23 protein-coding genes and 3 pseudogenes are annotated in these 23,940 nt (G+C 62.0%); 12 read left to right on the top strand and 14 right to left on the bottom strand.

The features are described from left to right. Positions 1-105: 105 nt before the first annotated feature. The 3 genes and pseudogenes from D6Z43_RS03630 to D6Z43_RS28640 form a co-directional block, all read right to left on the bottom strand. Entirely contained in the window at positions 106-726 is a 621-nt protein-coding gene (locus D6Z43_RS03630; RefSeq protein WP_120650518.1) for a glutathione S-transferase family protein, read from the bottom strand. A gap of 90 nt (positions 727-816) precedes the next feature. After that, entirely contained in the window at positions 817-1,530 is a 714-nt protein-coding gene (locus D6Z43_RS28645) for a methyl-accepting chemotaxis protein (RefSeq protein ID WP_371924400.1), read from the bottom strand. 141 nt (positions 1,531-1,671) lie between these two features. After that, positions 1,672-1,902, bottom strand: a pseudogene (locus D6Z43_RS28640) (HAMP domain-containing protein); the annotation flags it as partial. 1,140 nt (positions 1,903-3,042) lie between these two features. On the opposite strand from D6Z43_RS28640, the gene D6Z43_RS03620 reads away from it, so the two are divergent. Then, a complete protein-coding gene (locus D6Z43_RS03620; protein WP_120650514.1) occupies positions 3,043-5,730 on the top strand; it encodes a cation-transporting P-type ATPase in 2,688 nt (895 codons plus the stop codon). A gap of 156 nt (positions 5,731-5,886) precedes the next feature. After that, positions 5,887-6,186, top strand: coding sequence for a hypothetical protein (locus tag D6Z43_RS03615; RefSeq protein WP_153920716.1), 300 nt, complete (start codon positions 5,887-5,889; stop codon positions 6,184-6,186). Positions 6,187-6,201: 15 nt separating this feature from the next. Here the strand turns inward: D6Z43_RS03615 and D6Z43_RS03610 are convergent, their stop codons facing one another. The 4 genes and pseudogenes from D6Z43_RS03610 to D6Z43_RS03595 all read right to left on the bottom strand — a co-directional run bounded on the left by D6Z43_RS03610 (position 6,202) and on the right by D6Z43_RS03595 (position 10,003). After that, positions 6,202-6,810 (bottom strand): flavin reductase family protein, encoded by a 609-nt coding sequence (locus D6Z43_RS03610; RefSeq protein WP_120650510.1) that lies wholly within the window; start codon positions 6,808-6,810, stop codon positions 6,202-6,204. Between the two features lie 99 nt (positions 6,811-6,909). Further along, on the bottom strand, positions 6,910-7,650 hold the full coding sequence (locus tag D6Z43_RS03605; protein WP_120650508.1) for a tetratricopeptide repeat protein: 741 nt from the start codon (positions 7,648-7,650) through the stop codon (positions 6,910-6,912). Positions 7,651-8,164: 514 nt separating this feature from the next. Next, positions 8,165-9,323, bottom strand: a pseudogene (locus D6Z43_RS03600) (heavy metal sensor histidine kinase); the annotation flags it as partial. Then, positions 9,320-10,003 (bottom strand): heavy metal response regulator transcription factor, encoded by a 684-nt coding sequence (locus D6Z43_RS03595; protein ID WP_120650506.1) that lies wholly within the window; start codon positions 10,001-10,003, stop codon positions 9,320-9,322. The pseudogene D6Z43_RS03600 and the gene D6Z43_RS03595, both read right to left, overlap by 4 nt. 269 nt (positions 10,004-10,272) lie before the next feature. Between D6Z43_RS03595 and D6Z43_RS03590 the strand changes: the two are divergent. The 4 genes and pseudogenes from D6Z43_RS03590 to D6Z43_RS03575 all read left to right on the top strand — a co-directional run bounded on the left by D6Z43_RS03590 (position 10,273) and on the right by D6Z43_RS03575 (position 13,999). Next, positions 10,273-10,527: pseudogene (locus tag D6Z43_RS03590) on the top strand (DUF2933 domain-containing protein). Positions 10,528-10,530: 3 nt separating this feature from the next. Then, positions 10,531-12,900, top strand: coding sequence for a heavy metal translocating P-type ATPase (locus D6Z43_RS03585; RefSeq protein ID WP_120650504.1), 2,370 nt, complete (start codon positions 10,531-10,533; stop codon positions 12,898-12,900). Positions 12,901-12,938: 38 nt separating this feature from the next. Beyond that, positions 12,939-13,709 (top strand): thiol:disulfide interchange protein DsbG, encoded by a 771-nt coding sequence (dsbG, locus tag D6Z43_RS03580; protein ID WP_120650502.1) that lies wholly within the window; start codon positions 12,939-12,941, stop codon positions 13,707-13,709. Between the two features lie 89 nt (positions 13,710-13,798). Continuing rightward, positions 13,799-13,999, top strand: coding sequence for a heavy-metal-associated domain-containing protein (locus D6Z43_RS03575; protein ID WP_120650500.1), 201 nt, complete (start codon positions 13,799-13,801; stop codon positions 13,997-13,999). A 40-nt stretch (positions 14,000-14,039) separates the two neighbouring features. Here the strand turns inward: D6Z43_RS03575 and D6Z43_RS03570 are convergent, their stop codons facing one another. Genes D6Z43_RS03570 through D6Z43_RS03560 form a run of 3 tightly spaced genes read right to left on the bottom strand, consistent with a single transcriptional unit; the run spans position 14,040 to position 15,995 of the window. Beyond that, positions 14,040-14,858 carry a DUF2063 domain-containing protein gene (locus D6Z43_RS03570; RefSeq protein WP_120650498.1) on the bottom strand — a complete coding sequence of 273 codons (819 nt, stop codon included), beginning with the start codon at positions 14,856-14,858 and terminating at the stop codon, positions 14,040-14,042. Continuing rightward, positions 14,849-15,688, bottom strand: coding sequence for a DUF692 domain-containing protein (locus tag D6Z43_RS03565; RefSeq protein WP_120650496.1), 840 nt, complete (start codon positions 15,686-15,688; stop codon positions 14,849-14,851). The genes D6Z43_RS03570 and D6Z43_RS03565 overlap by 10 nt, the downstream gene beginning before the upstream one ends. Before the next feature lie 46 nt (positions 15,689-15,734). After that, entirely contained in the window at positions 15,735-15,995 is a 261-nt protein-coding gene (locus D6Z43_RS03560) for a DUF2282 domain-containing protein (protein ID WP_120650494.1), read from the bottom strand. Positions 15,996-16,287: 292 nt separating this feature from the next. Between D6Z43_RS03560 and D6Z43_RS03555 the strand changes: the two genes are divergently transcribed. From D6Z43_RS03555 to D6Z43_RS03530, 6 genes are all read left to right on the top strand, one after another. Next, positions 16,288-16,488 carry a co-regulatory protein PtrA N-terminal domain-containing protein gene (locus D6Z43_RS03555; RefSeq protein WP_120650492.1) on the top strand — a complete coding sequence of 67 codons (201 nt, stop codon included), beginning with the start codon at positions 16,288-16,290 and terminating at the stop codon, positions 16,486-16,488. Positions 16,489-16,686: 198 nt separating this feature from the next. After that, positions 16,687-18,663: a copper resistance system multicopper oxidase gene (locus D6Z43_RS03550; RefSeq protein WP_120650490.1), complete on the top strand. Its 1,977-nt coding sequence runs from the start codon at positions 16,687-16,689 to the stop codon at positions 18,661-18,663. 10 nt (positions 18,664-18,673) lie between these two features. Continuing rightward, a complete protein-coding gene (locus D6Z43_RS03545) occupies positions 18,674-18,892 on the top strand; it encodes a hypothetical protein (protein WP_120650489.1) in 219 nt (72 codons plus the stop codon). Next, positions 18,882-19,886, top strand: a complete 1,005-nt coding sequence (locus tag D6Z43_RS03540; protein WP_120650487.1) for a copper resistance protein B — start codon at positions 18,882-18,884, stop codon at positions 19,884-19,886. The genes D6Z43_RS03545 and D6Z43_RS03540 overlap by 11 nt, the downstream gene beginning before the upstream one ends. Positions 19,887-19,895: 9 nt before the next feature. Then, entirely contained in the window at positions 19,896-20,684 is a 789-nt protein-coding gene (locus tag D6Z43_RS03535) for a cytochrome c (RefSeq protein WP_120650485.1), read from the top strand. Further along, positions 20,674-21,132: a DUF411 domain-containing protein gene (locus D6Z43_RS03530; RefSeq protein WP_256660939.1), complete on the top strand. Its 459-nt coding sequence runs from the start codon at positions 20,674-20,676 to the stop codon at positions 21,130-21,132. Before D6Z43_RS03535 ends, D6Z43_RS03530 begins: the two co-directional genes overlap by 11 nt. Before the next feature lie 131 nt (positions 21,133-21,263). On the opposite strand, the gene D6Z43_RS03525 is transcribed toward D6Z43_RS03530, so the two are convergent. The 4 genes from D6Z43_RS03525 to D6Z43_RS03510 all read right to left on the bottom strand — a co-directional run bounded on the left by D6Z43_RS03525 (position 21,264) and on the right by D6Z43_RS03510 (position 23,850). Beyond that, on the bottom strand, positions 21,264-21,923 hold the full coding sequence (locus tag D6Z43_RS03525) for an isoprenylcysteine carboxylmethyltransferase family protein (protein ID WP_120650481.1): 660 nt from the start codon (positions 21,921-21,923) through the stop codon (positions 21,264-21,266). After that, positions 21,910-22,194 (bottom strand): DUF2933 domain-containing protein, encoded by a 285-nt coding sequence (locus D6Z43_RS03520; RefSeq protein WP_120650479.1) that lies wholly within the window; start codon positions 22,192-22,194, stop codon positions 21,910-21,912. Before D6Z43_RS03520 ends, D6Z43_RS03525 begins: the two co-directional genes overlap by 14 nt. Before the next feature lie 25 nt (positions 22,195-22,219). Further along, positions 22,220-22,681 carry a hypothetical protein gene (locus D6Z43_RS03515; RefSeq protein WP_120650477.1) on the bottom strand — a complete coding sequence of 154 codons (462 nt, stop codon included), beginning with the start codon at positions 22,679-22,681 and terminating at the stop codon, positions 22,220-22,222. Positions 22,682-22,827: 146 nt separating this feature from the next. After that, on the bottom strand, positions 22,828-23,850 hold the full coding sequence (locus D6Z43_RS03510) for a beta-propeller fold lactonase family protein (protein WP_120650475.1): 1,023 nt from the start codon (positions 23,848-23,850) through the stop codon (positions 22,828-22,830). Positions 23,851-23,940: the final 90 nt, after the last annotated feature.

Below are 23,940 nucleotides of genomic sequence, written 5' to 3'. Positions count from 1 at the left end.
GTCTGCTTCAGAAGGAAGGAGCTAGATAAGGCTGATTGCCAGCAAATTCAACCGTAACGCGCTGCACATCAGCCTAGGTTCAAGGAGCCGGATCGGCGAGTCGGATCACGTAAGTGCCGTCATCACCGCCTTTCGATAGGCCGGCCGGGCTTTCAGGCGCTCGTACCAGGCTTCGAGGTGGGGCAGTTCCGGGCGCAGGATCGGCATCTCGAACCAGGCATAGGCGAAGCAGCCCAGGGGAATGTCACCCATCGCAAAAGTTTCACCCGATAGGTAGGGACGCTCGGCCAGGGCGCGGTCGGGAATGGCCAGCAACTGGCCGCAGCGGGTCAGCGCAGCTTCGATCACTGCGTGATTGCGTTCGGCCGGCGGAGTGCGCAGGGTGCCCCAGAACAGATCGCGGAACGGTGTGGCGAAGCTGGATGTGGCCCAGTCCATCCATTTGTCCCCCTCGGCGCGCGCCACCGGCGACTCCGGGTAGAGGCTGCCGGAGGCGTAGCGCGCGGCCAGGTAGCGGACGATGGCGTTGGACTCCCAGAGCACCAGGTCGCCATCCTCGATCATCGGCACCAGGCCGTTGGGGTTGCGCTTGCGGTACACCGGCTCATTGACCAGGCCGAAGGCGCCACCGGCATCCAGCTGTTCATAGGCGACGCCGACTTCCTCGGCACACCAGAGCGCCTTGCGCACGTTGGTGGAATTGATTCGCCCCCAGATCTTCAGCATTGCGACACTCCAGGCCGGTTGGACAGGGGCACCATTCTAGGGCGCGATTCCGGGTGACGGAATGCCGAATCCTCCAGACTTGTTCGGGACTCAAAGCCGGAAGTGGCCTGCCATCCCTTGCAACTCCTGCCCCAGCCGGGCAAGCCGGACGCTGGAGGTTGCCGTTTCATCCATGGCCACGGCCGACTGATCAGCGATATCTCGAATACTGGTTACGCTGCGATTGATCTCCTCGGCCACCGCGCTCTGCTGTTCGGCCGCTGCAGCGATCTGCTGGTTCATCTGGTGGATCAGGGTCACCGCATCGGCGATTCCGGCCAGGGCTTCTTCGGTCAGATTGGCATCCTGCACCGTCAGGTCCACCAGGTTTTCGCTCTGCTGCATGTGCTCCACCGAGCTGCGCACACCGTCGCGCAGGGTCGCGATCAGCCGCTCGATCTCGGCGGTGGACTGCTGGGTACGCCGCGCCAGCGCCCGCACTTCATCGGCCACCACGGCAAAACCACGGCCCTGCTCGCCTGCACGCGCCGCTTCGATGGCGGCGTTCAGGGCCAGCAGGTTGGTCTGCTCGGCGACACTCTTGATCACATCCAGCACGGTGCCGATGCTCTGCGTGTCCTGGCTGAGGCGCTGGATGCTGGACGTGGTTTCCTCCATGGCATGGGCCAACTGGTTGATCCGCTCGAGAGTCTGGCGCACCACCTGGCTACCACTGCTGACACGGTTGTCCGCCGCCTCGGTGGAGCTGGCTGCAGCCTCGGCGTTGCGCGCCACCTCCTGCACGGTTGCAGCCATCTGGCTCATCGCCGTGGCCACCTGGTCGGTTTCCTCACGCTGGCCGTTTACGCCCACGCGCGTCTGCTCGGTGACGCTGGAAAGCGCCTGGGCCGAAGCGGAAATCTGTGCCACCCCGCCCTGCAGGCGGCCAACCATGTCACGCAGATTGCCAGACATACCCTGCATGGCCTCCATCAACTGGCCGATCTCGTCGCGACGCTGCACTTCGATGCTGGCGCTGAGATCGCCCTCGGCTATCTGCCGGGCCAGCCCTATGACCCGGCGCAGTGGCCGAACGATCAACAGACTGATCAGCGCCGTGGCAGCCAGGCCGATCACCAGGGCGAGGGCCGCCGCCAGCAGGATCAGCAGCGAGCTGGATTCCTGCTGGGCACGCATGTCGGCCTTCTGCAGTTCGTAGGCGCGGTCCACCGCCTGCACCACCCGCTCCGCCTGGGCGGCGAGACGGGCGTACTCCCCGCGCTGCTGCTGCAACGTGGCGGTGTAGTCCTTGAGTCGTTCGTTGAAAGAGTCGACGTTGCCGATGACCTCGGTGAGTACAGCGGCGTAACCGGGGTCCTGCATAGCGTCGCGCAGTTCGGCGGCGAGCTTTTGCGCATCCAGGGCTTCCTGGATCTGTGGTGCGCCCGCCTCTTCTGTTCCCCGACTCTGTTCCAGACGTAGGCGGGCCTGGTTGAGCGCCTGCAGGAGCAACTGGTAAACGCGACCGATCTGCCCGCCCTGGGTAACCAGATCTCCCCCCTGGGCGCCCTGGGAACTCTTCAGCAGATCGACACCATCCTCGTTAAGGCCACTCTGCAGCACGTCGAGGCTGTTGGATGCGCTGACCACCAGCCAGTTCGCCGCGTCCAGGGCCAGGCGCTGGTTGTCGGTGAGTTCCACATAACGATCGAATGCCTGGCGGTACTCGGCCATGGCCTGGGTGACTTCACCCAAGGCGTCGCGCCCTGGGCCCGACAGTTGTGCGGCCAGTGCCTCGCTCCGAGCGACTATGGCCTCGGCCTGCTGACGCAGCGTCTCGGCATGCTTGGCGTCGGAAGTAAGCGCGTAGTCCTTTTCCGTGCGCCGGATCACCAGCACATCGCTGCTGATGGCGCGCATTTCCTCCAGCAGGTGCGCCCTGCCGTCGACCGCGCGCAAGGCAGTGAAGCCGGTGGCCGCCACCACCAGGGTCAGCGCCAGAACGACGCCGAACCCCAGCATCAGCTTGTTGGCAGTACTCAGGCTCGCCAGCCTGCGTTGCAAGACAGTCCACATGCTCCTACCTCCCCACAAGGCGACAACCGCATGGACGCGATCTGCTATCCGCTTCCCCGAAACGGCGACCATAGGAGCTGGCGCATGGTGGCGACAAGCCACAATCCTGCCTTCCCGAATACCGTGCTGTTTTTGACTAACTAGAGGTCGTTTCTGGATAGCTTTCTATCCTTCCTACAGAAAACCAGGAACTGACCCAGGCCAATAAAGGACGACCACAGGGGAACTAGGCTTGACTCAGGATTCGCCAAGGAGGACTCCATGACCGCTCCATCAGCTACCCATTGGCACGCCGAGACCGCCGAGGCCAGCCTGCAGCAGCTAGACAGCAGGCCAACCGGGCTGGACACGGAAGAAGCGGAACGCCGCCTGGCCAGCTACGGCCCCAACCGACTACCCGAACGGGCAGGTGCCGGCCCCCTGAAGCGATTCCTGCTGCAATTCCACAACCTGCTCATCTATGTACTGCTGGCTTCCACCCTGGTCACCCTGGCCCTGGGCGAGTGGCTGGACAGCGCGGTTATCTTCGGTGTGGTGCTGATCAATGCCGTGGTCGGTTTCATCCAGGAAGGCAAGGCCGAATCGGCCATGCGTGCGATCCAGAAGCTGTTGACCCTGGACAGCCGGGTCAAGCGCGACGGAGAGGTACGCCAGGTGCCTGCCGAAGAGCTGGTGCCGGGTGACCTGGTACTGCTGGAGGCCGGCGACCGCGTGCCGGCTGACCTGCGCCTGCTGGAAACCCGCGACTTGCGCATCGAGGAAGCGGCACTCACCGGCGAATCCGTTCCCACCGACAAGACCAGCCGCCCGGTGACCCCGGACGCCAGCCTGGGAGACCGCCACAGCATGGCCTACTCCGGCACCCTGGTCAGCGCCGGCAGCGGCGTCGGTCTGGTGGTCGCCACCGCTGGCGAGACCGAGCTGGGCCGCATCAGCCACTTGCTGGGCTCGGTGGAGCAGCTGCAGACACCGCTGCTGGCGGACATGGCGCGCTTCGCTCGCCAGCTCACGCTGATCATCCTCGTGCTGGCGGCTGCCACCTTCGTCTTCGGCATATTGCTGCGCGGCTACAGCGCCAACGACATGCTGATGGCCGCCGTCGGCCTGGCCGTGGCCGCCATCCCCGAGGGCCTGCCGGCGGTGCTGACGATCATCCTGGCCCTGGGCGTGCAGCGCATGGCCCGTCGCAACTCGATCATCCGTCGCCTGCCGGCCGTGGAAAGCCTGGGGGCGGTAACCGTGGTGTGCTCCGACAAGACCGGCACCCTGACTCGCAACGAAATGACGGTGCAGCGCATCTATACCGCCGCCCGCCGTTACGAAGTATCAGGCGTGGGCTATGCGCCCGAAGGAGACGTCAGCCCGATTGTCGACCTGGCCCATGACCTGCACGAACTGGCTCGCGCCGGTCTGCTGGCCAATAGCGCCAGCCTGTGCGAGGTGGACAGCCAGTGGTGCATCACCGGCGACCCCACCGAGGCCGCACTACTCACTCTGGCTGGGAAGCTGCAGCTCGATATGGACGAAGAGGCATCGCGCCGCCCCCGAGTGGACGCCATTCCCTTCAGCTCCGAACGTCGCTACCTGGCCAGCCTCCACCGCGACGACAGCGGCCAAGGCGTGATCTATCTGGTGGGTGCGCCCGAGCGCTTGCTGGAAGTCTGCGATCGGCAATGGCGCGACGGAGCCGCCGAGACGCTGGATCCACGCATCTGGGACGACGTGCTGGGCGAAGGCGCAGCCTCTGGCCTGCGCATGATTGGTCTGGCCCGTCGCAATGCTGGCAGCGGCCAGCACGAGCTGGACCATGCCGACCTGGACAAGGGCTTCGTGCTGCTGGGGCTGGTGGGCATGATGGACCCCCCGCGAGAGGAAGCCATCCTTGCCATCGAGGAATGCCACAGCGCAGGCATCCACGTAAAGATGATCACCGGCGACCATGCAGCCACGGCCGCCGCCATCGCCGAGCGGCTTGGCCTGCCGGCAGGAAACCCGCTGACTGGTGCCGACCTGGATGACCTGACCGACGCCGAACTCGACGCCCGCCTGAAGGAAACCAGCGTGTTCGCCCGCACCAGCCCGAGCCACAAGCTACGCCTGGTGGAGCGCTTGCAGGCGATCGGCGAGCGGGTGGCCATGACCGGCGACGGAGTCAACGACTCCCCTGCCCTCAAACGCGCCGATATCGGCATCGCCATGGGCATCAAAGGCACCGAGGCCGCCAAGGAAGCTGCCCAGATGGTACTGGCGGATGACAACTTCGCAACCATCGCCCACGCGGTGGAGGAAGGCCGCACCGTCTACGACAACCTGAAGAAATCCATTCTCTTCATACTGCCCACCAATGGTGCCCAGGCGATCGTCCTGCTGACCGCCATCCTGCTCGGCCTGACCCTGCCCATCACCCCGCTTCAGATCCTCTGGGTGAACATGATCACCGCCGTCACTCTGGCGTTGGCACTGGCCTTCGAACCAGCCGAGGATGACCTGATGGCGCGCCCACCTAGGGATCCGAAGGCACCACTGCTGTCCGGCGAGTTGCTCTGGTTGATCCTGCTGGTATCGGTACTGCTGACCGTGGCCAGCCTGGGTCTGTTCATCTACACCCAGCAACTGGGCTGGAGTATGGAGGCCAGTCGCACCCTTGCGGTGAACGCCCTGGTATTTGGCGAGATCGGCTATCTGTTCAGCAGCCGAAGGCTGAACGGCCCAGCAAGTTTCAGCTTCAGGGACAACCCCATGGTCTGGGGCATGGTCGGCCTGATGGTGTTGCTGCAACTGGCATTCACCTACGTACCGGCGCTGCAGGCGCTGTTCGGCACCAGCAGCATGGGCGTAGTGGGTTGGAGCTGGTGCCTCGGGACGGCCGTGGCGACTTGCGGGTTCGTGGAGGCCGACAAGCGGGCGCGCCACTATAGCGCCAGCAGACGGGGCGGACGGATAAAATAGCGTCAAGACCCCAAGGTATGGATCACTTACGGCGGCGCTGCGGAACATCGATTCGCGGCGCCGTGTTCATTCATGGAGGGCAAACCACGCTGACCTGATGCCGATCGAACAATGGAGCCGATCAGCCGCCAGCCTGTTCGTCGAGCATACGCAATCATGTCCCGGAACAAGGCCCTCTTCGGCCTCGCACTACTGGTTTCCAGCATCGCGCTCACTGCCACAAGCCAGGCCGGCCAGGCCAGCGGAGAACTCGGAATCAGCCTCACCATCGCCAATTCCTGCCAGGTCAGCAGCAGCTTTGACCCGGCGAGCGGGCGTTATCAGGTCCGTCCCCAGAACTGCGGCGTCGATAGCCGCTACCGGCTGACCAGCGAACCTGTCGCGACCGACCGCGCGAACGTCGACCAGCAGGATGACGCCGATCAGGGGCGCACGCTGGTCACGCTCTACTGGTAGCGATGAATGTGCGGTTCAGGTCGGCCGCACCATGTTGAAGGTGTCGCGGGTGCGGGTATAGGCACTGCCCCCCAGACGCCCCACCAGATCCAGACGCTGCGGATCCACCCGGCCAGCGTCGGTCAGCACCGCGTCATCGATATGTGCCAACAGCACCTCGGCGAAAACCAGGTGGCAGTTGGGATTGCCACGCGGATAGGGCTGGATATCGGCCACCCGACACTCGAAGGCAACCGGCGCACCGAGCACTCGCGGCGCCCGCACGCGCACGGCAGGCTCGATGGCGATGCCGCACGTTTCGAACTCGCTCACACCGTGGGGCAGCATGGCCGCACTGGCATTCATCGCTTCCGCCTGCTCGAAGGAAACCAGCTGGATCACCAGCTCGCCGGTGTCCTGCACGTTGCGCAGGGTGTCCTTGAGCTGCCCGTCGCCGCGCGTATTGATGTTCACCAGCACAGTCGCCGGATCATCGCTGATGACCTGGAAGAAACTGAACGGCGCCAGGTTGCTCACGCCATCCTTCGACAGTGTGGAAACCCACGCGATGGGACGCGGTGTGATGGTGGACGCCAGCCAGCGGTAGGCGTCCAGCGGTGCCAGCTGGGTGAAATCGAGCTGCATGAAAGAGACTCCAGCAGGGATAAAACGCCGATTATGCCCTGCCGTCGGGAGCTGCGACATAGACGCCTTGAACGCTGGCGACGGTCTCAAGTTCCGGACTCAACCACGCACCAGATAAGCCCCTCGGGGAATCCTTCCCTGCAACTTCTTGCATTTGCCGGGAGCCGGTTGTTGGCCCGCAGGGCGGCCCGGGAACCAGATCCGGCATTGACCAGGCGGCGGCATGTGTCCGCGGGGAATACGCATCTCGTCCTCGTCACCGTACGATGCGGCCTGGAGGCCACCGTCGCCGCGACTTTGCCAGTCGCCCACCTGCGAATCGGCCAAGAACTCGTCCTCCGCTGGAACCGCCATTCCTCCTGCGGCGATACCAGCCGCTTGCTGGGCCGACACCTCCTGGTCGAGGCCCACGCGAACCTCGGCCTCTTCATCCCGCTCCACTTCCACATCGGATCCAGTCGACACACCCGGCCCCATGGCTCTCTGGGCCGACTCGATCAACTGGAAATTGCGCTCACGCAGCTCGGAATCATTGCGACCACGCGCATTGGAGCGCATAGCCAGTGCGACAGCCTGCGCGTACTGCCCCTGCTGGAAGCGCACCTGCCCCAGGTAGTGCAAGGTCGTGGGATTGTTCGGCTCGATGCGCAAGGCGCGTTCCAAGGTGTCATCAGCCTGCTCCAGCTCACCGAACTCCAATTGCAGCGACGCCGCCTCCAACAGGGCGGCCGACGCACCATTGCTCGGCTGAGCTAGCCGACGTTCTGCCGAATAGGCCGGAAGCGCCGATGCCGCAAAAAGGGAGAGCATCAGGATCGACAAGAAGGGCTTGGCTTGCATCGAGGGTGTTCTCACCTGGGCTCATGGGCGGAAAGTTACGGCGAAATCCGACCTGGCCAGTGCCCTGAAGTTCCCTCTTTACAACACCGTCGAGCCCCGCGGACGGCCGAAGGCACGCCTTTCCTGATAAACTTGCCGACCATCACGCAAGATCCGACTCTGCGCCGCTCAGCCAAACATCCTTTTCCTGCATTCCCGCCCCCGAAGTCCCGCCCACTCGATGGGTACAAAGGCTCCAGAAGCATCGGGGATACCAGGTAGACGCAGCAAATCAGAAGCTCCCGAATGACCGTCCTTCAAACCGCCTAACCAGTAACCACGCGCCCTGCCCTGTCCCGCCGCTTCTCCGTGGCGCCGATGATGGGCTGCAGCGACTGAGCACTGCAGGCCTGATGAACAGCGGCCTAGAACGTTTCACCGCCCTCCCGTAGCACTGTTTTAAACATTTCCCACCATTTTTCTGCGCTGATTGATCCACTCACCCGGACAGTACGGAGGAGTTAGAGTTTGCGTAGTGCCTCCTCAATATGGTCTGTCCCGGGCTGAGTGGACAGACCATGGTGTTGCCCTGGGAGGTATAGCGCAGGGCATTGGAGATCAAGTTCGAGATGGCGCGATCCAGCATCAGGACATCGCCGAGTACACTGCCTTCCCCTGAGGCTTTGAGCGACAGACCACGGTCCTCCGCCACCAGTTGGTAGTAGTCGAAAAGCTTCTCGACAATCTTCTCTAACTGGACGGGCTCATGCTGGGGAACGATCAGTCCCTTGTCTGCCTTGGCCAGGAATAGCATGTCATCGATGATGCGCGACATCCGTTTGAGGTCGTCGAGGTTCGAGTACAAGGTTTCCTCATACGCCCCGATATCGCGCCTCCTCGAAAGCACGACTTCCGTCTGAGTCATCAGGTTGCTGACCGGCGTTCGCAGCTCGTGCGCAATGTCAGCGGAGAAGTTGGACAGCCGCACGAAAGCCTCATCGAGCCGGGCCAGCATTGCGTTGAACGACGCCATCAACTGCTGCAACTCCATAGGCACCGGCTCCATGGGAATGCGCTCTTTGAGGGACTTGGCCGACATCGAAGCCGCCATTAGCGTCACCTGCCACAACGGACGCAGACCACTGCGAGCGACCACCCAGCTGAGGGCGGCACTGACCAGGGCGCTGATGACCAGCCCGATGGTGAACCAGCGTTGCAGGGTTTCGAAGAACGCCATGTGATGGGTGACGTCCAGCACCAACAACAACGTCAATGGGGCCGCCAGGCCAGGGATGTTGATCTCTGCCGTCAGGCCACGGTACATGTCTGCTTGATCCTGCCACTCCCACATGGTGGGGGCTAATCTGACGCGAAGTCCCTGGGGCACATTCAACATGTGCCGGCTCAGCAAACAAGACCCGGCCTTCGCTGTCCAGAATGATCGCCGCCAGGTCCCGGTGCGCGCCCAGCAGCGCATTCAACTGCGGCTTCAGTCCGGCCATGTTCGTGACACTGGGCAGTCCCTGGAGAATGCTTTGTGTTGACTCAAGCTTCTCCACCAGGACTTGGTAATCGAGCGACTTGAAGTGGCGTTGGCTCAGATGGTTGAAACTAAGACCGGCTACCGTCAACACGGCAGTGACGGCGAGCATGAACATCAGGCTCATCCGCGCCGTCAGGGAGAGGTGTTTCATTCTGGCTCCGGTCCATCAAGCATGTAGCCCATGCCGCGTGCGGTATGGATCAGCTTGATCGCAAAGTCATCATCGATTTTGGCTCTCAGACGGCGGACGGCCACCTCAATCACATTGGTATCACTGTCGAAGTTCATATCCCAGACCTGGGAGGCGATCAGCGATTTGGGCAGTACCTCGCCGCGCCGGCGCATCAACAGTTCGAGCAGCGAGAACTCCTTGGCCGTGAGTTCGATACGCTTCCCACCACGAACCGCCCGACGCTTCAGGAAGTCCATTTCCAGATCGGCAATCCTGAGGATGGCCTGGGTGGGCGTGGTGGCACCGCGCCGCAGCAGGGTTCGCACCCGCGCCAGAAGCTCGGCGAAAGCGAAGGGTTTGATCAGATAGTCATCCGCGCCCAGCTCAAGCCCCTTCACCCGGTCCTCGACCCCATCCCGAGCGGTCAGGAACAGTACTGGCATGTCTTTCCCGGCGGCGCGAACCAGCCGCAACACCTCCCAACCGTCCAGCCCCGGCATCATCACGTCGAGGATCAACAGGTCATAGGACTCGCTGAGGGCATGCTGCAGGGCATCGGTGCCCGCCATCACCCGGTCCACGTTGAACCCGGCCTCGCTCAGCCCCTGTTGCAGATACGTGCCAGTTTTCGGTTCGTCTTCAGCGACCAGAAGTTTCATCCGCGGTCTTTCCACAATGTCAGGTGCCCAGAGTTTGCAGGCAAACAGCTCCCCCAAGCAGAAGCTTACAAAAATGTAATTCTGGGCTCAGGCACCTGTCAGGGAGCGCTCTCTAGGGTGTAAGGATGAGCGATGAACATCTGCTCGCTCGGCTTCGATGAACGTGCAGTGAGCAGCATTGATTGGCGTCAACAGGTGAACACGGGGGGCGTCTAGGCTGAGCTAAGCGGCAGCGGACGACATTTCCACTTCAGCTTGGGAGTTGAATCATGACCGAACTCCATCGCCATGGTACCGAACCGGCAACGCCTTTCTGGCGGACTAAGGGCGGAATCGCACTAATCATGCTGGTCGTGATTGGCCTGTTTTATGTGGCTCGTGAGCACTACGGCCACCTGTCGCAGGCACTGCCTTACTAGATCCTGTTGCTCTGCCCGCTGATGCATCTCTTCGGGCACAACCATGGCGGGCATTCTCACCAGGGCCGCGAAGACTCGACCAAGCCGGACAACAGAGGGAACTAGTCCATGCACACCGCATCGTGCCAGCACGACCATGACCACTCACCCCCCCATGGGCAACCGGATGGAAGTCAGCACGATCCGGTGTGCGGTATGACGGTGCCACCGCACAGCCGCTACTCCGAGCTATACGAGGGACAGACATACCGTTTCTGCAGCGAAAAGTGCCTGACGAAATTCCGCGCAGCGCCTGTACGCTACCTTAGCCCCCCGCAGGACCAAGAACACGCAGGTCATCACCACTCGGCCGCCCCGCAGCCAAGCGACGCGGCGGACGCCGAATACACCTGTCCGATGCATCCCCAAATCCGTCAGCGTGGGTTGGGTAGCTGTCCCATCTGTGGCATGGCCTTAGAGCCGGTAATACCGGAGCTTGAGGAGGACGAGAACCCGGAACTCAAGGATTTCTCCCGCCGCTTCTGGTGGACTTTGCCTCTGACGGTCATCGTGACCGTGTTGGCTATGACTGCCCACCAACTGCAATTGCTGCATGGCGCCACACAAAACTGGGTGGAGTTGATTCTGGCCACACCCGTGACCCTATGGGCTGGCTGGCCGTTCTTCGTGCGTGGGGTCGCATCGATTCGTAACCGCAGCCCGAACATGTGGACGCTGATCGGCTTAGGTACGGCTGCGGCCTACCTCTACAGCGTTGCTGCCACAGTGTTCCCGCAAGTATTCCCACCGACCTTCATGCAGGATGGCCGCATCGGCGTCTATTTCGAGGCGGCGGCAGTCATCATTTCGCTGACCTTGCTCGGGCAAATGCTCGAACTCAAGGCGCGCTCACAAACCTCCGCCGCCATCAAGTCGCTCCTGGGCCTTGCCCCCAAGACCGCCCGCCGCATGGGGGCCGATGGTCAGGAGGAAGATATTCCGCTCACCCACGTGCACACGGGCGACCACCTGCGCGTTCGCCCCGGTGAGAAGGTGCCGGTCGACGGGATAGTCCTGGAGGGCGAAAGTGCCGTCGATGAATCCATGCTGACGGGCGAGCCCGTGCCGGTGATGAAGAAAGCCGGTGATGCACTCATCGGTGCCACGCTGAATACCCACGGCAGCTTGGTGATGGCGGCGCAGAAGGTCGGCGCCGAGACGGTGCTCTCGCAAATCGTGCAGATGGTCGCGCGAGCACAGCGCTCGAAAGCCCCGATGCAGCGGATGGCGGACACAGTGGCTGGCTATTTCGTGACGGGAGTGATCCTGGTCGCCCTGCTCACGTTCTTCGGCTGGGGGCTGTTCGGACCGGAGCCCGGCTGGGTCTTCGGCCTGATCAATGCGGTAGCGGTCTTGATCATTGCCTGCCCTTGCGCACTCGGCCTGGCCACCCCCATGTCGATCATGGTCGCCACCGGCAAGGCTGCCGGCAGTGGCGTGCTCTTCCGGGACGCCAGCGCGATCGAGAACCTCTGCAAGATCGACACGTTGATCGTCGACAAGACAGGCACCCTCACCGAAGGCCGGCCGGTATTTCATAGCGTGGTCGGTACCGAGCAGTTCACGCCGTCCGAAGTCCTTCACCTCGCCGCCAGCCTGGATCAGGGCAGCGAACACCCGCTGGCCCATGCAATCGTCGATCACGCACGGGCGGCGGGACACGGCTTGTCCAAGCCCGAGGCGTTTGAGTCGGGCTCAGGGATCGGTGTACGTGGCCAGGTGGACGGAAAATGGCTGCAGCTCGGCAACACGACCTTGATGGAAGAGGCTGGCCTCGACATCAGTCTGCTGCGAGACCGGGCTGAGCTGCTGCGCCTGGAGGGCATGAGCATCATGTACCTGGCCGTCGACGGCGTGCTCGCCGGTCTGCTGGCGGTGTCCGATCCGGTCAAACCCACCTCCAAGGAAGCGGTAACCCGGCTGCAGGCGGAAGATGTGAAGGTCATCATGGCCACCGGCGACGGCCTGACTACGGCACGTGCGGTCGCGAAACAACTCGGCATCGAAGAAGTCCACGGTGAAGTGAAACCTCAGGACAAAGAGCAACTGGTGGCCCGTCTGCAGGGCGATAAGCACCGGGTTGCCATGGCCGGAGATGGGATCAACGATGCCCCGGCGCTGGCCCGGGCGGATGTCGGGATCGCCATGGGAACCGGCACCGACGTCGCCATGAACAGCGCCCAGGTGACCCTGGTCAAGGGCGACCTGATGGGTATCCTGCGGGCCCGGACACTATCCGTAGCCACGGTGAAGAACATGCGCCAGAACCTGGGCTTCGCCTTCCTCTACAACGCCATGGGCATACCGCTGGCAGCCGGCCTGTTCTACCCCCTGACCGGCCATCTGTTGTCGCCGATGATTGCAGCGTTGGCCATGAGCGTGAGTTCGGCTTCCGTGGTCTTCAATGCACTGCGCCTGAAACGCGTGACCACGGACTGAAATGGGCACCGTCGCAACCAACGTGAGGAGGCCCCGCCATGATGCGTTTCAACTCCTTATCCATATGGCTGACTGTCTGGGGGCTGTTGGCCTTACCGGGAATGTCCTCCGCCGAGGAACTGCCCATCCCGATCAAGGCCTTGGAGGCGCGTGGTGTAACCATCGTGGGCCAGTTCGCAGCGCCCGGAGGTCTGAAGGGATATGCCGCCCGCTACAACGGCCAGGGTATGGCGCTCTATCTCACCGAGGATGGCCAACATGTCCTCGTCGGCACCCTGTTCGATGCCCTGGGAGAAGATCTGACTCGCGCCCCGATGGACAAGCTGGTGTATGAGCCAATGGCCAAGGAGATGTGGGCGCGCATGGAGAAAAGCACCTGGATCTCCGATGGCCGAGACGATGCCCCACGCGTCGTCTATCTCTTCGATGACCCCAACTGCCCCTACTGCAACCTGTTCTGGCAGCAGGCTCGGCCTTGGGTCGACTCTGGCAAGGTGCAGTTACGCCATATCATGGTCGGCATGCTCAGTGCGGACAGCGCAGGCAAAGCTGCGGCTCTGCTAATCGCCCATCAGCCAGAAGCGGCACTCCATAAGCATGAAGTGGCGGGCAAAGCGAGCACACTCAAGCCGTTGCCCGAGATTCCCGCCGACATCCAGGAGCAGCTCGACGCCAATCTGGCCTTGATGGGCGAACTCGGTACAGCGGCGACGCCCGCCATCTTCTACCGGGATGGCGAGGGACACCTGAAGATGCAGCAGGGCCTGCCACCGCCCGAGGGATTGGGGGATATTTTCGGGCGAAGATAAATTGCTTGGCCGGCCTTGACCTTTCCATCGTGTCAAGGTTGAAGCTGTAAATGCGGCGAGAGAAGCCGCTCCAGCATGAGAGGCCCGCTATGTTCGTTTTGGAAGTATCCGGTATGGGATGTGGCAGTTGTGTCAGCAAGATCACCAAGGCCATCCAGGCTGCTGATGGAGACGCGAAGGTGATTATTGATCGCGCTGCCGGTACGGTGAGTGTCGACAGCAGCATCGAAGCCGAACGCGTCGGCGAACTGGTTCAGGCGCTCGGTTACTCAACCAGAATCAGCCGCTAAGTCTCGCTGCCACTCAGATTGCCAGCTGCCGCGCCATGGTTCATGGCGCGGATTCTTCAGATACAGCCTGTTGTTGACTGACCCGCACGACGATTCCATCCACTACCCACTGTTTTAGCCAACTGGCTGCCTGGGCGGGAGCTGCGTCGCCTTTGCTTTCCAGTAATGAAAGGCAGAGGTCCGCGAAGGTCAGTTGCTCCCGTACCATGAGTTGCAGTGCCGCAGCCTCCAGCGGATCGAGTGTCCGGTACTGGCAAATCAGTGCGTCGCGCCAGACCAGACAGGTTATGGGATGTTCAAGCGGCAAGCTTGGGGGAGCGGAGGTGTCAGCTTTGGCGGCCTTCCAGATGTCGATGGCATTGAAGTTGAAAGTGAGCCAGCGCACGCTCGGGTGGAGCTGAACGCTTAGGCCGGTCCAGTCTTGCGGACCGAACGAGGCAATATCCTGGAGCGACAGGGACACTTCGTCTGCTGCATCGAAGGCCAGCGTGAACGCCCATTCCAACTCCGACAGTTCCCGTAACTGGGAGGCCTGAGGCTCGTCGAGGAATTTGCTGATGAACTCGGGAAGTTTCTCTCCCAGCCAGCGCAGGCTGAAGTGCCGGGGCGGCCACGCCGCAAGGTAGGCCTGGGCCAACTGTTCGAAAGCTTCGATGCCGAGCCAGTAGTGGGTGGCCGGAAAGTCTTCGCGCAGCACGGACAGCAGCCGGGCGCGGTAAGCATGGTGATAGACCTGCAGGCCATCCTCGGCCGAGAGCGCCTCGCTTCCCCTTAAGTGCTGCAGCAGCTCAGCGGGCGCGGTGCAGTCACTCCCCTGCAGGTAACGTTCGAAGGCCTGTTGCAAAGCAATCAGGCGCATGCTGCCGCCTCCAACTGGCGGGCCATGAGCGCCCGGGCTTTCGCCAGCTCGGCCAACAGTTCAGGTAACGGGGGGAAGAGGTCGTCGCGTTCGACCAGCGTCGCCCGTGACCCCAAGTGCTGGATCGTGCGCGCGTAGAGGTCCCACACCGGATCGGCAATCGGCTGGTCGTGGGTGTCGATCAGGTAATGGCCATAGTCGCTGTGGCCAGCCAGATGGATCTGGCGGATGCGTTCCTGAGGCAGTTCCTGGATGAACTGCCAGGCATCAAAGCCCTGATTACGCGCGCTAACGTAGACATTGTTGACGTCCAGGAGCAACTCACAACCAGTCAGCTCGCTTAGCTCACGGAGGAAAGTCGCTTCGCTCATGGTCGATTCGGCCCACTGCACGTAGGCGGAAACATTCTCCAACACCAGCGGCCGTTCAATGACGTCTTGTACCAGACGAACCCGGGCGGCCACGTGCTCCAGGCTTTCCTGGGTAAACGGTAGCGGCAGCAGATCGTGCAGGTGGTGCGCACTGCCACGACTCCAGCACAAATGATCGGAAATCCACTGAGGCTGGACCCGCTCGGCGAGCTGTTTCAACTGGAGAAGGTAGTTGTGGTCAAGGGCGTGTGGCCCACCGATCGACAGCGATACGCCGTGCATAACCAACGGGTAGCGCTCCTTGATGGCGTCCAGGAAGTAGAGGGCCTTACCACCCTCGACCAAGTAGTTTTCCGAGATGATCTCGAACCAGTCGATGTCAGGGGCTTGCTCCAGTATCTGGTGGTAATACTCACTGCGGAGCCCCAAGCCAAATCCGAGAGTGCTGTGCTCGTTCATGCGGGGCTCCCAAGGGGGAGTGACGAGCACTCCCCACGGCAAGACATCACTCGCTGGTCCGGCCACCAGCCTCATCGCATTTAGCCTTGGGCATCAACTTGAAGCCCTGGCCTTTGCAGGCGCCTTGCCCCTGGCAGGAGTTCTTGGCGGTCATGCAATCGTTCTGGCCTTTGCAGGCGTTGACGCCAAAACACTTCACGTCAGCGGTTTTGGCATCTTGAGCGGCTTGAGCAGGCAGGGCCGCGAACAGGCTGGCCGCAGCAAGGGCCAGTGCAGCGCCAGTAGCGGCAGTGGTTTTGGTCGACATAAGGCTTTCTCTCATGGTGGTGGTCGGAGTCCTGCCGGGTATTCGTTGCTGTCAGGCACGCGGCAACCGCTGAGCCTGGCACGTCGGTCCGCAGTGGCGACGGCCAGTCTTGCCCGGCATGTCGGGGACACTACCGACCGAGGCGAAGGCTCCACAAGGACGAAATGCCAACCTTACAAAACTGTAATGTTCAACTCAGGTTTCTGACAGCACGGGGTGGCTAGTGTGGCATCGAGTCTGACACTCAGCCCGCACATGCCGGGCTACCACGTCCCTAGTCGAGGAATCCCTTATGAAATCGATGAAAGCCCTGATCGTTGTTGCCGCTCTGACTGCCTCGTCCTTCGCCATGGCCGCCGGCGGTGGCGATCGGACCATGGCCCGTGCCGACAAACTCGCCCAGGCGTCGATGGATGCCTACCGCCAGGAGCAGCAGAAGGCCGAGCCCTCGGTCGCTGAAAAGGAAAAATCCGCCGAACATGCCAACTGCTGAGTCTGGTGCGTTGGCCAACCTTACAGAAATGTAATCATCTGAATGGTTGGAATATGGCAGCTTTTATGCTCGCGGCCGCGCGCCTAATGGATAGCGACCGCGAGCAAGCCTACTGGGGTGGAGGAATCACCCGGTGCGGCAGCCTCTCCGCGTTGGTCGTTCAGCGCTGGCTCCATTGACTCATTGGACATACACGGCATGCATTGCAAAACCTCAAGGCGAACCTTCGTCAAGGGCCTGGCCGCTGGCGGCATCCTGGGCGGACTGGGCCTTTGGCGCACCCCTGTTTGGGCGGTGACCAGTCCAGGTCAGCCCACCGCGCTGAGCGGTACCGAATTCGACCTGTTCATTGGGGAAACCCCGGTGAACATTACAGGTTCCGCGCGGAAGGCCATGGCGATCAATGGCACCATTCCGGGGCCAATTCTACGTTGGCGTGAAGGCGACACCGTGACCCTGCGGGTGCGCAATCGCCTGGCCGAAGATACCTCCATCCACTGGCACGGCATGATCCTGCCCGCCAACATGGACGGCGTGCCGGGCTTCAGCTTTGCCGGCATTGCGCCGGACGGCATGTACGAATACCGCTTCCAGGTGAAGCAGCACGGCACTTACTGGTACCACAGCCACTCCGGCCTCCAGGAGCAGGTGGGCGTGTACGGCCCCATCGTGATCGAACCGAAGGAACCGGAGCCTTTCGAGTACCAGCGCGACTACGTGGTGATGCTGAGCGACTGGACCGACGAGGACCCGGCCCGCGTGATGGCCAAGCTGAAGAAGCAGTCGGACTACTACAACCAGCACAAGCGCACCGTCGGGGACTTCATCAACGACGTCGGCGAGCAGGGCTGGTCCGCCGCCATGGCCGACCGGAAGATGTGGGCGGAAATGAAGATGAGCCCCACCGACCTCGCAGACGTCAGCGGCGCCACCTACACCTACCTGCTCAACGGCCAGGCGCCGGACGGCAACTGGACCGGGCTGTTCCAGCCGGGCGAGAAGATCCGCCTGCGCTTCATCAACGGCTCGGCGATGACCTACTTCGACGTACGCATTCCCGGCCTGAAACTGACCGTTATCGCGGCCGACGGCCAGCCGGTCGAACCGGTGAGCGTGGATGAATTCCGCATCGCCGTCGCCGAAACCTACGACGTGCTGGTGGAGCCCGCGGGCGACGAGGCCTACACGATTTTTGCCCAGTCCATGGACCGCTCCGGTTACGCCCGCGGCACCCTAGCCCTGCGCGAAGGCCTGAGCGCGCCGGTCCCTGAGCCTGACCCGCGCCCACTGATCAGCATGGCCGACATGGGCATGGATCACGGCTCCATGGGGCATGGCGACATGGCCGGCATGGACCACTCGCAGATGGCGGGTATGGACCATTCCAAGATGGCCGGCTTGGACCACTCGCAGGTGGCGGGCATGGACCATTCCAAGATGACCGGCATGGACCACTCGCAGATGGCGGGCATGGACCATTCCAAGATGGCCGGCATGGACCACTCGCAGGTGGCGGGCATGGACCATTCCAAGATGGCCGGCATGGACCACTCGCAGATGGCGGGCATGGACCATTCCAAGATGGCCGGCATGGACCACTCGCAGATGGCGGGTATGGACCACTCCAAGATGGCCGGCATGGGCGGCCAGATGCAGACCCACCCGGCATCGGAAACCGACAACCCTCTGGTGGACATGCAGACCATGACCCCGGCGCCCAAGCTGGCGGACCCCGGCATCGGCCTGCGTGACAACGGCCGCCGGGTACTGACCTACGCCGACCTGCGCAGCACCTTCCCCGACCCGGACGGCCGCGAGCCGAGCCGCACCATCGAACTGCACCTCACGGGACACATGGAGCGCTTCTCTTGGTCCTTCGACGGTATCCCCTTCGCCGATGCCGAGCCGCTGCTGCTCAAGTACGGCGAGCGCCTGCGCATCACCCTGGTCAACGACACCATGATGACCCACCCCATCCATCTCCACGGCATGTGGAGCGACCTGGAGGACGAAGCCGGCAACTTCATGGTGCGCAAGCACACCATCGACATGCCACCCGGCACCTGCCGCAGCTACCGCGTCACGGCTGACGCCCTGGGCCGCTGGGCCTATCACTGCCACCTGCTCTTCCACATGGACATGGGCATGTTCCGTGAAGTCCGTGTCACCGAATAAGGAGAGACCGATGAGCAAATTTGCGCAGCCCCTCACCGCCGCCGCCCTGGCCTCCGCCCTACTGGCACCCGCCGCCTGGGCCGGCCAGAACGCCCATGACGAGCACCAGAAGACGCAGGCCACCTCTGGTCAGCCGACGAACCATGGCCAGATGCAGAACATGGACCACGGCGCCATGCACCGGGACAAAGACGCCAAGCCCAAGACGGATCGTAACGATGACCAGTAGCCTCAAACGCCCTGCCTTGATCGCCCTGGCCGTGGCCCTTGCCGCAGCCGGTAACGCAAAGGCTGCGGAAACCATGGATCATGGCGCCATGGACCATAGCCAGATGGACCGCGGTTCCATGGATCAACGCCAGATGAACCATGGCCAGATGGACCACGGCTCCATGGACCACAGTCAGATGAACCATGGCCAGATGGACCACGGTTCCATGGATCACAGCCAGATGAACCATGGCCAGATGGGGCAAAGCGGAAAAAACCAGGCCCAGCCGTCCGGCTACGGCAGCCGCACGCCCATCCCGGTGCCGACCGAGGCCGATCGCGCCGCCGCCTTCCCGCAGCTGCCGCCCCACCACATGCACACTGGCAGCATCAACAGCCTATTCCTGATGGATAAGCTGGAGTACCAGGACGCCGACGACGCCAGCGTGCTGAGTTGGGATGCCTCGGGCTGGATAGGCCGCGACATCAACCGTTTCTGGTTCCGCTCGGAAGGCGAACGCGCCAACGGCAAGACCGAGGAAGCCGAAATCCAGGCGCTCTACGGTCGAGCTGTCAGCCCCTGGTGGGAGCTGGTGGCCGGTGTGCGCCAGGACTTCAAGCCGGGCTCGCCGCAGACCTGGGCGGCCTTCGGCGTGCAGGGCATGCCCTTGTACGGCCTGGAGACCGAGGCCACGGCCTTCCTCGGCGAGAACGGCCAGAGCGCCCTGAGGCTGGAAGGCGACTACGACATCCTGCTGACCAACCGGCTGATCCTGCAGCCCACGGCGGAAGTCAACTTCTACGGCCGCAACGACCACGAGCGCGGCATCGGATCGGGGTTGGGCAACACCGAGGTGGGCCTGCGCCTACGCTACGAGATCGTCCGCGAGATCGCGCCCTACATAGGCGTGACATGGAACCGCAACTACGGCAACACCGCCGACTTCGCCCGCGAGGAAGGTGAGGACAACGACGAGGCACGCTTTGTTGCCGGTATCCGGATGTGGTTTTGAGAACCTGACATGAAAAGAACAATTAAAACTTTAGCCATTGCGAGCACCGTTGCTGCAGCCGGGATCATGGGAGTTGCTTATGTGGGCGTCGTTAACGTAGGCGCTGACGACCCGCACTGGGCACCGGTTCACGCATTTCTGACGATGGTACGGGAACGGTCGATTGCTGTGCGTGCGCGGGATCTCGAAGTGCCGAACCTGAAGGATGAAGCGCTGATTCGCGCCGGTGCCGGCAACTACAACTCCATGTGCATCGGCTGTCACCTCGCTCCCGGCGTGGCTCAGACCGAGCTAAGCCAGAGTCTCTATCCAGCGCCACCGAATCTGACCAAGGTTGGTGTGGATGGCAATCCGGCCAACGCCTTCTGGATCATCAAGCACGGTATCAAGGCCACCGGCATGCCGGCCTGGGGCAAGAGCATGGGTGACCAGTACATCTGGGGCATGGTTGCCTTCCTGCAGCAGCTGCCATCGCTGGACGCTGAGCAGTATCGAGCTCTGGTCGCCAGCAGCGGTGGCCACCAACACGGTGGCGGCGAATCCAAGATGCATAACCACGAAGGCCAGCACGGTGACAATGTTTCCAGTGGCAGCCATCACGACAGCACGGGTGAAGATCACCATGCTGGCCAGGCAGGCGATGATCACCATGGCGTCGGACAGGGCGGTGAAGATCACCATGCCGGCGAGGAAGGCAAGGCCTCCCATCACGAGGCCGAGCAAGCTCAGGATGACACCGCACCGGCTCCGAAAAAACACATTCACGCCGATGGCAAAGAGCATGTGCATGAAAGCTAAGTCTCATCGAGCATTGCGACTTGTCGCGCTCGCCTCGCTGTTCCTGGTTTCCGCTGCCCAGGCAGCAGAAGCGCTGACGGTTGATGTCCACCGCAGCGCTAGTTGCGGTTGCTGCAAGAAATGGGTCGAGCATTTGGAAGCCAATGGCTTCAAGGTCATAGACCATGTAGAGGCGGATATGACCTCGGTCAAGCAGCGCCTGGGTGTCGCCCCTCGCTTGGCGTCCTGCCATACCGCTGTGATTGACGGCAAATTCATCGAAGGTCATGTCCCGGCCGCTCAAATAGTTGAACTCAGCAAGCGCTCCGATCTGCGGGGGATTGCTGTGCCCGGTATGCCGGCCGGTTCGCCCGGAATGGAGGTAGGTGGGAAACAAGATGCCTATCAGGTCATAGGCCTGACTCAAGCCGGTACCGACCAAGTCATTGCCGAATATCCCGGTAACTGACCCCTCGGTTCGATCCACGCACCCGGCCGGCCATCAGGTTGGCCGGGGTTCCTTTCTCCAGATTGCGTGCGGTCTCAAGGCTGCAACCGGCCTTAACGGTTGAAGCGCAGCGCACCTGTCATGTCGTGATTTCAGCCTCTCTGACCCGCACCGAACCTTTCGCGCAGGCGCGGAATGAACCTGGGCGTAGTAAGGGAATAGGCGTCATAAGCCGCGCCGAACTCCTTGCGCATGTCCCGCTCTTCGGAAACCGCCAAGCGCCCGTACATCACCAGCAACACTGGGAACATCGCCAGCGTCAGGAGTGTCGGCCACTGAAGCAGAAAGCCCAGGAGAATCAGCACAAAGGCCACGTACTGCGGATGCCTGATCCAGGCATAGGGCCCTGCCGTTGCCAGAGAATGCCGGCGTTGCGCGTGATACAACACGTTCCACGCGGCTGAAAGCAGATAGAAGCCAAAGCCCAGGAACAGGTAACTGGCAATGTGCAATGCACTGAAATGTGGGTTGCCCTGGCCACCGAGCAACGTCGACCACAGATGACCCGCGTCGTGGGAAAGCAGATCGAGGTTGGGGAATCTGGATTGCAACCAGCCTGACAGCAGATAGATCGTCAGTGGGAAGCCATACATTTCCACAAACAAGGCAACGATGAACGCTGAGAATGCGCCGAAGCTCCTCCAGTCTCTGGCGGTCGCTGGTTTGAAGAAACTGAATGCAAACATGATGAAGATCGCTGAGTTGATAAAAACCAGCGACCAGAGGCCATACGCGGTTTCACCATGGTTCATGATGGATCTCCCGGTTTGCGGGTATCGGTCTTTCTGAAGGGGGCTGGCTTGCCCTGGCCCTGGTGATGGCCCCCCGGTGCCCTCGATGCATGAAGACATGCATCAGCGGGCAGGCGAGCAACAACAGATACGGCAGGGCCCCGACGATATGGGCAAAGTGCTCGGTTAGCAGGAAGTAGACGGCGACCCCGCCGATCACCACCAGGCCGATTGCGTACCGTGAACGCCAGAAGCTGGGTGGTGAGCCGTGTTCATCGAAATGAGGGTTCATAGCGACTCCTCGGAATGGTGATGAACTATTTCGACGGTGCAGGGGGCATGCGGTCCATCATCATCTGCATCATCGACTCCATCATGTCCATGCGCTTTTCCATCATCTCCTGACGGGCGGCCATGTCCCCGCCCATGCCCTTGCCGCCTTGCATTCCCCCCATCCCCGGCATTCCACCATCCATGGACTTCATCATGGCCATGCCACCCTTCATCAGTTTCATATGCTCGGCCATCAGCGCCTGACGCTCTTCTGGCGTTTTTGCTGCAGCCATCTTTTCATGCATGGCTTGCATGGCCTTCATGTGCTGGTCCATCGCCGCCATCTGTTCCTTGTCCATTTGCTGAGCAGGCATCTTCTCGGTGGTCGCTGCTCCTGGAGCATCGGCCGGGTGATGTGCCGAGTGTTCATCGGTGTCTTGCGCCATGGCTCCCACAGACGCTGCCGCCAGAAAGAATCCGATCAGTACATTACGAACGTTGGACATCATCATCTCCTTAACAATGCTCAAAGCCTGATGGCTTGGTCTTGGCGCCAGGCCTCGCCTGGCGACGCATTCAATTGTCCACGCCGGCGTGAATGCTCATTCCCCGTCTCGTGCTCAGGTCCCATTACCCGCTGCGCATCGATGGGCTATTGGGCACTCGACGGCTTGTAGCTGATTCCGTTTGGCCCGGCGCCGACCTTGTGTGTGCCAACGACCTTGCGGCTGTTCGTATCGATGACGGATACGGTGCCTGCTTCAATATTGCTGACAAACACATAAGCGCCATCGGTGCTGATGGCCACACCATGGGCGCCCTTGCCGGTGGTCACGGTGCCGATGCTGCTGCGCGTTTGGGGATCGACGATGGAGACTCGATCGTCCGGATTCTGACCACTGCCCTGATTCGCCACATAGATCTGGCGGCCGTCAACGGTGGCCACCATCTGGATCGGCGTGCGACCTACATCGACCTTGCCGATCACCTTGCGTCCGGCTGTATCGATTAGGCCAAGCTGGTTCGCGGCACTAAGCGACACGAACGCGAGGCGGCCATCGGGGGAAAAACCGACCTGGACCGGGCCTTTACCGACTGGAATTTGCGCAGTCTCCTTGCGCGTTGCCACGTCGATCAGCGATACGCTGTCGCTCTTCATGTTAGCCACGTAGAGCGTTCGGCCATCCGGGCTCAAACGCAGTCCATGGGGATAGCGCCCAGTCGGAATGCCGGGCTGCTCGATTCGCTGTTTGAGGTCGAAGACCTGTACCTGGTTGGCGGCAGAATCGGTCACAAAAGCCCGCTGACCAGTTGGGTCGGTAACCACATGAGCTGGATGCTCGCCTGCCGGCAGACTGAACTGGGGTTTATCCAGTGCGGTGGTGCTAAATACCAGCAATTGCCCACCGGCGTTTTCACCACTCGAATGCCCGGCATGTCCGGACATCCCAACCACGAGAAGCAAACTGCCGTCGGGCGATACCTGTACGTTGTGCGGTGCGATTGGCAAGGCAACCGTTTTCACCTCGCCTGTTGCAAGATCCACCTGACTGATGGAGGTAGCCCGTTCGTTGGCCGTGTAGACGCTGCCAGTCGGGTTTGCCATGGCCAGCCCCAGATGGGCAACCAGGGATATACCCAACGCAAGAGAGGTAAACCGCTTAGCGTTCATCATGGTGAATCAGCTCCAGCGAGGGGCGGCGTACGTGAGCCAGACTGGCCTATGCCTCTTCTCAAGCTAAGCGCCAATCGCGAAGTAGTTTCT

Origin of the sequence: Pseudomonas sp. DY-1, from assembly GCF_003626975.1 — a bacterium.
Lineage (GTDB): Bacteria > Pseudomonadota > Gammaproteobacteria > Pseudomonadales > Pseudomonadaceae > Metapseudomonas.
Note: the sequence above shows the minus strand (reverse complement) of the source record. Positions and strands in the feature narration are given on the sequence as shown.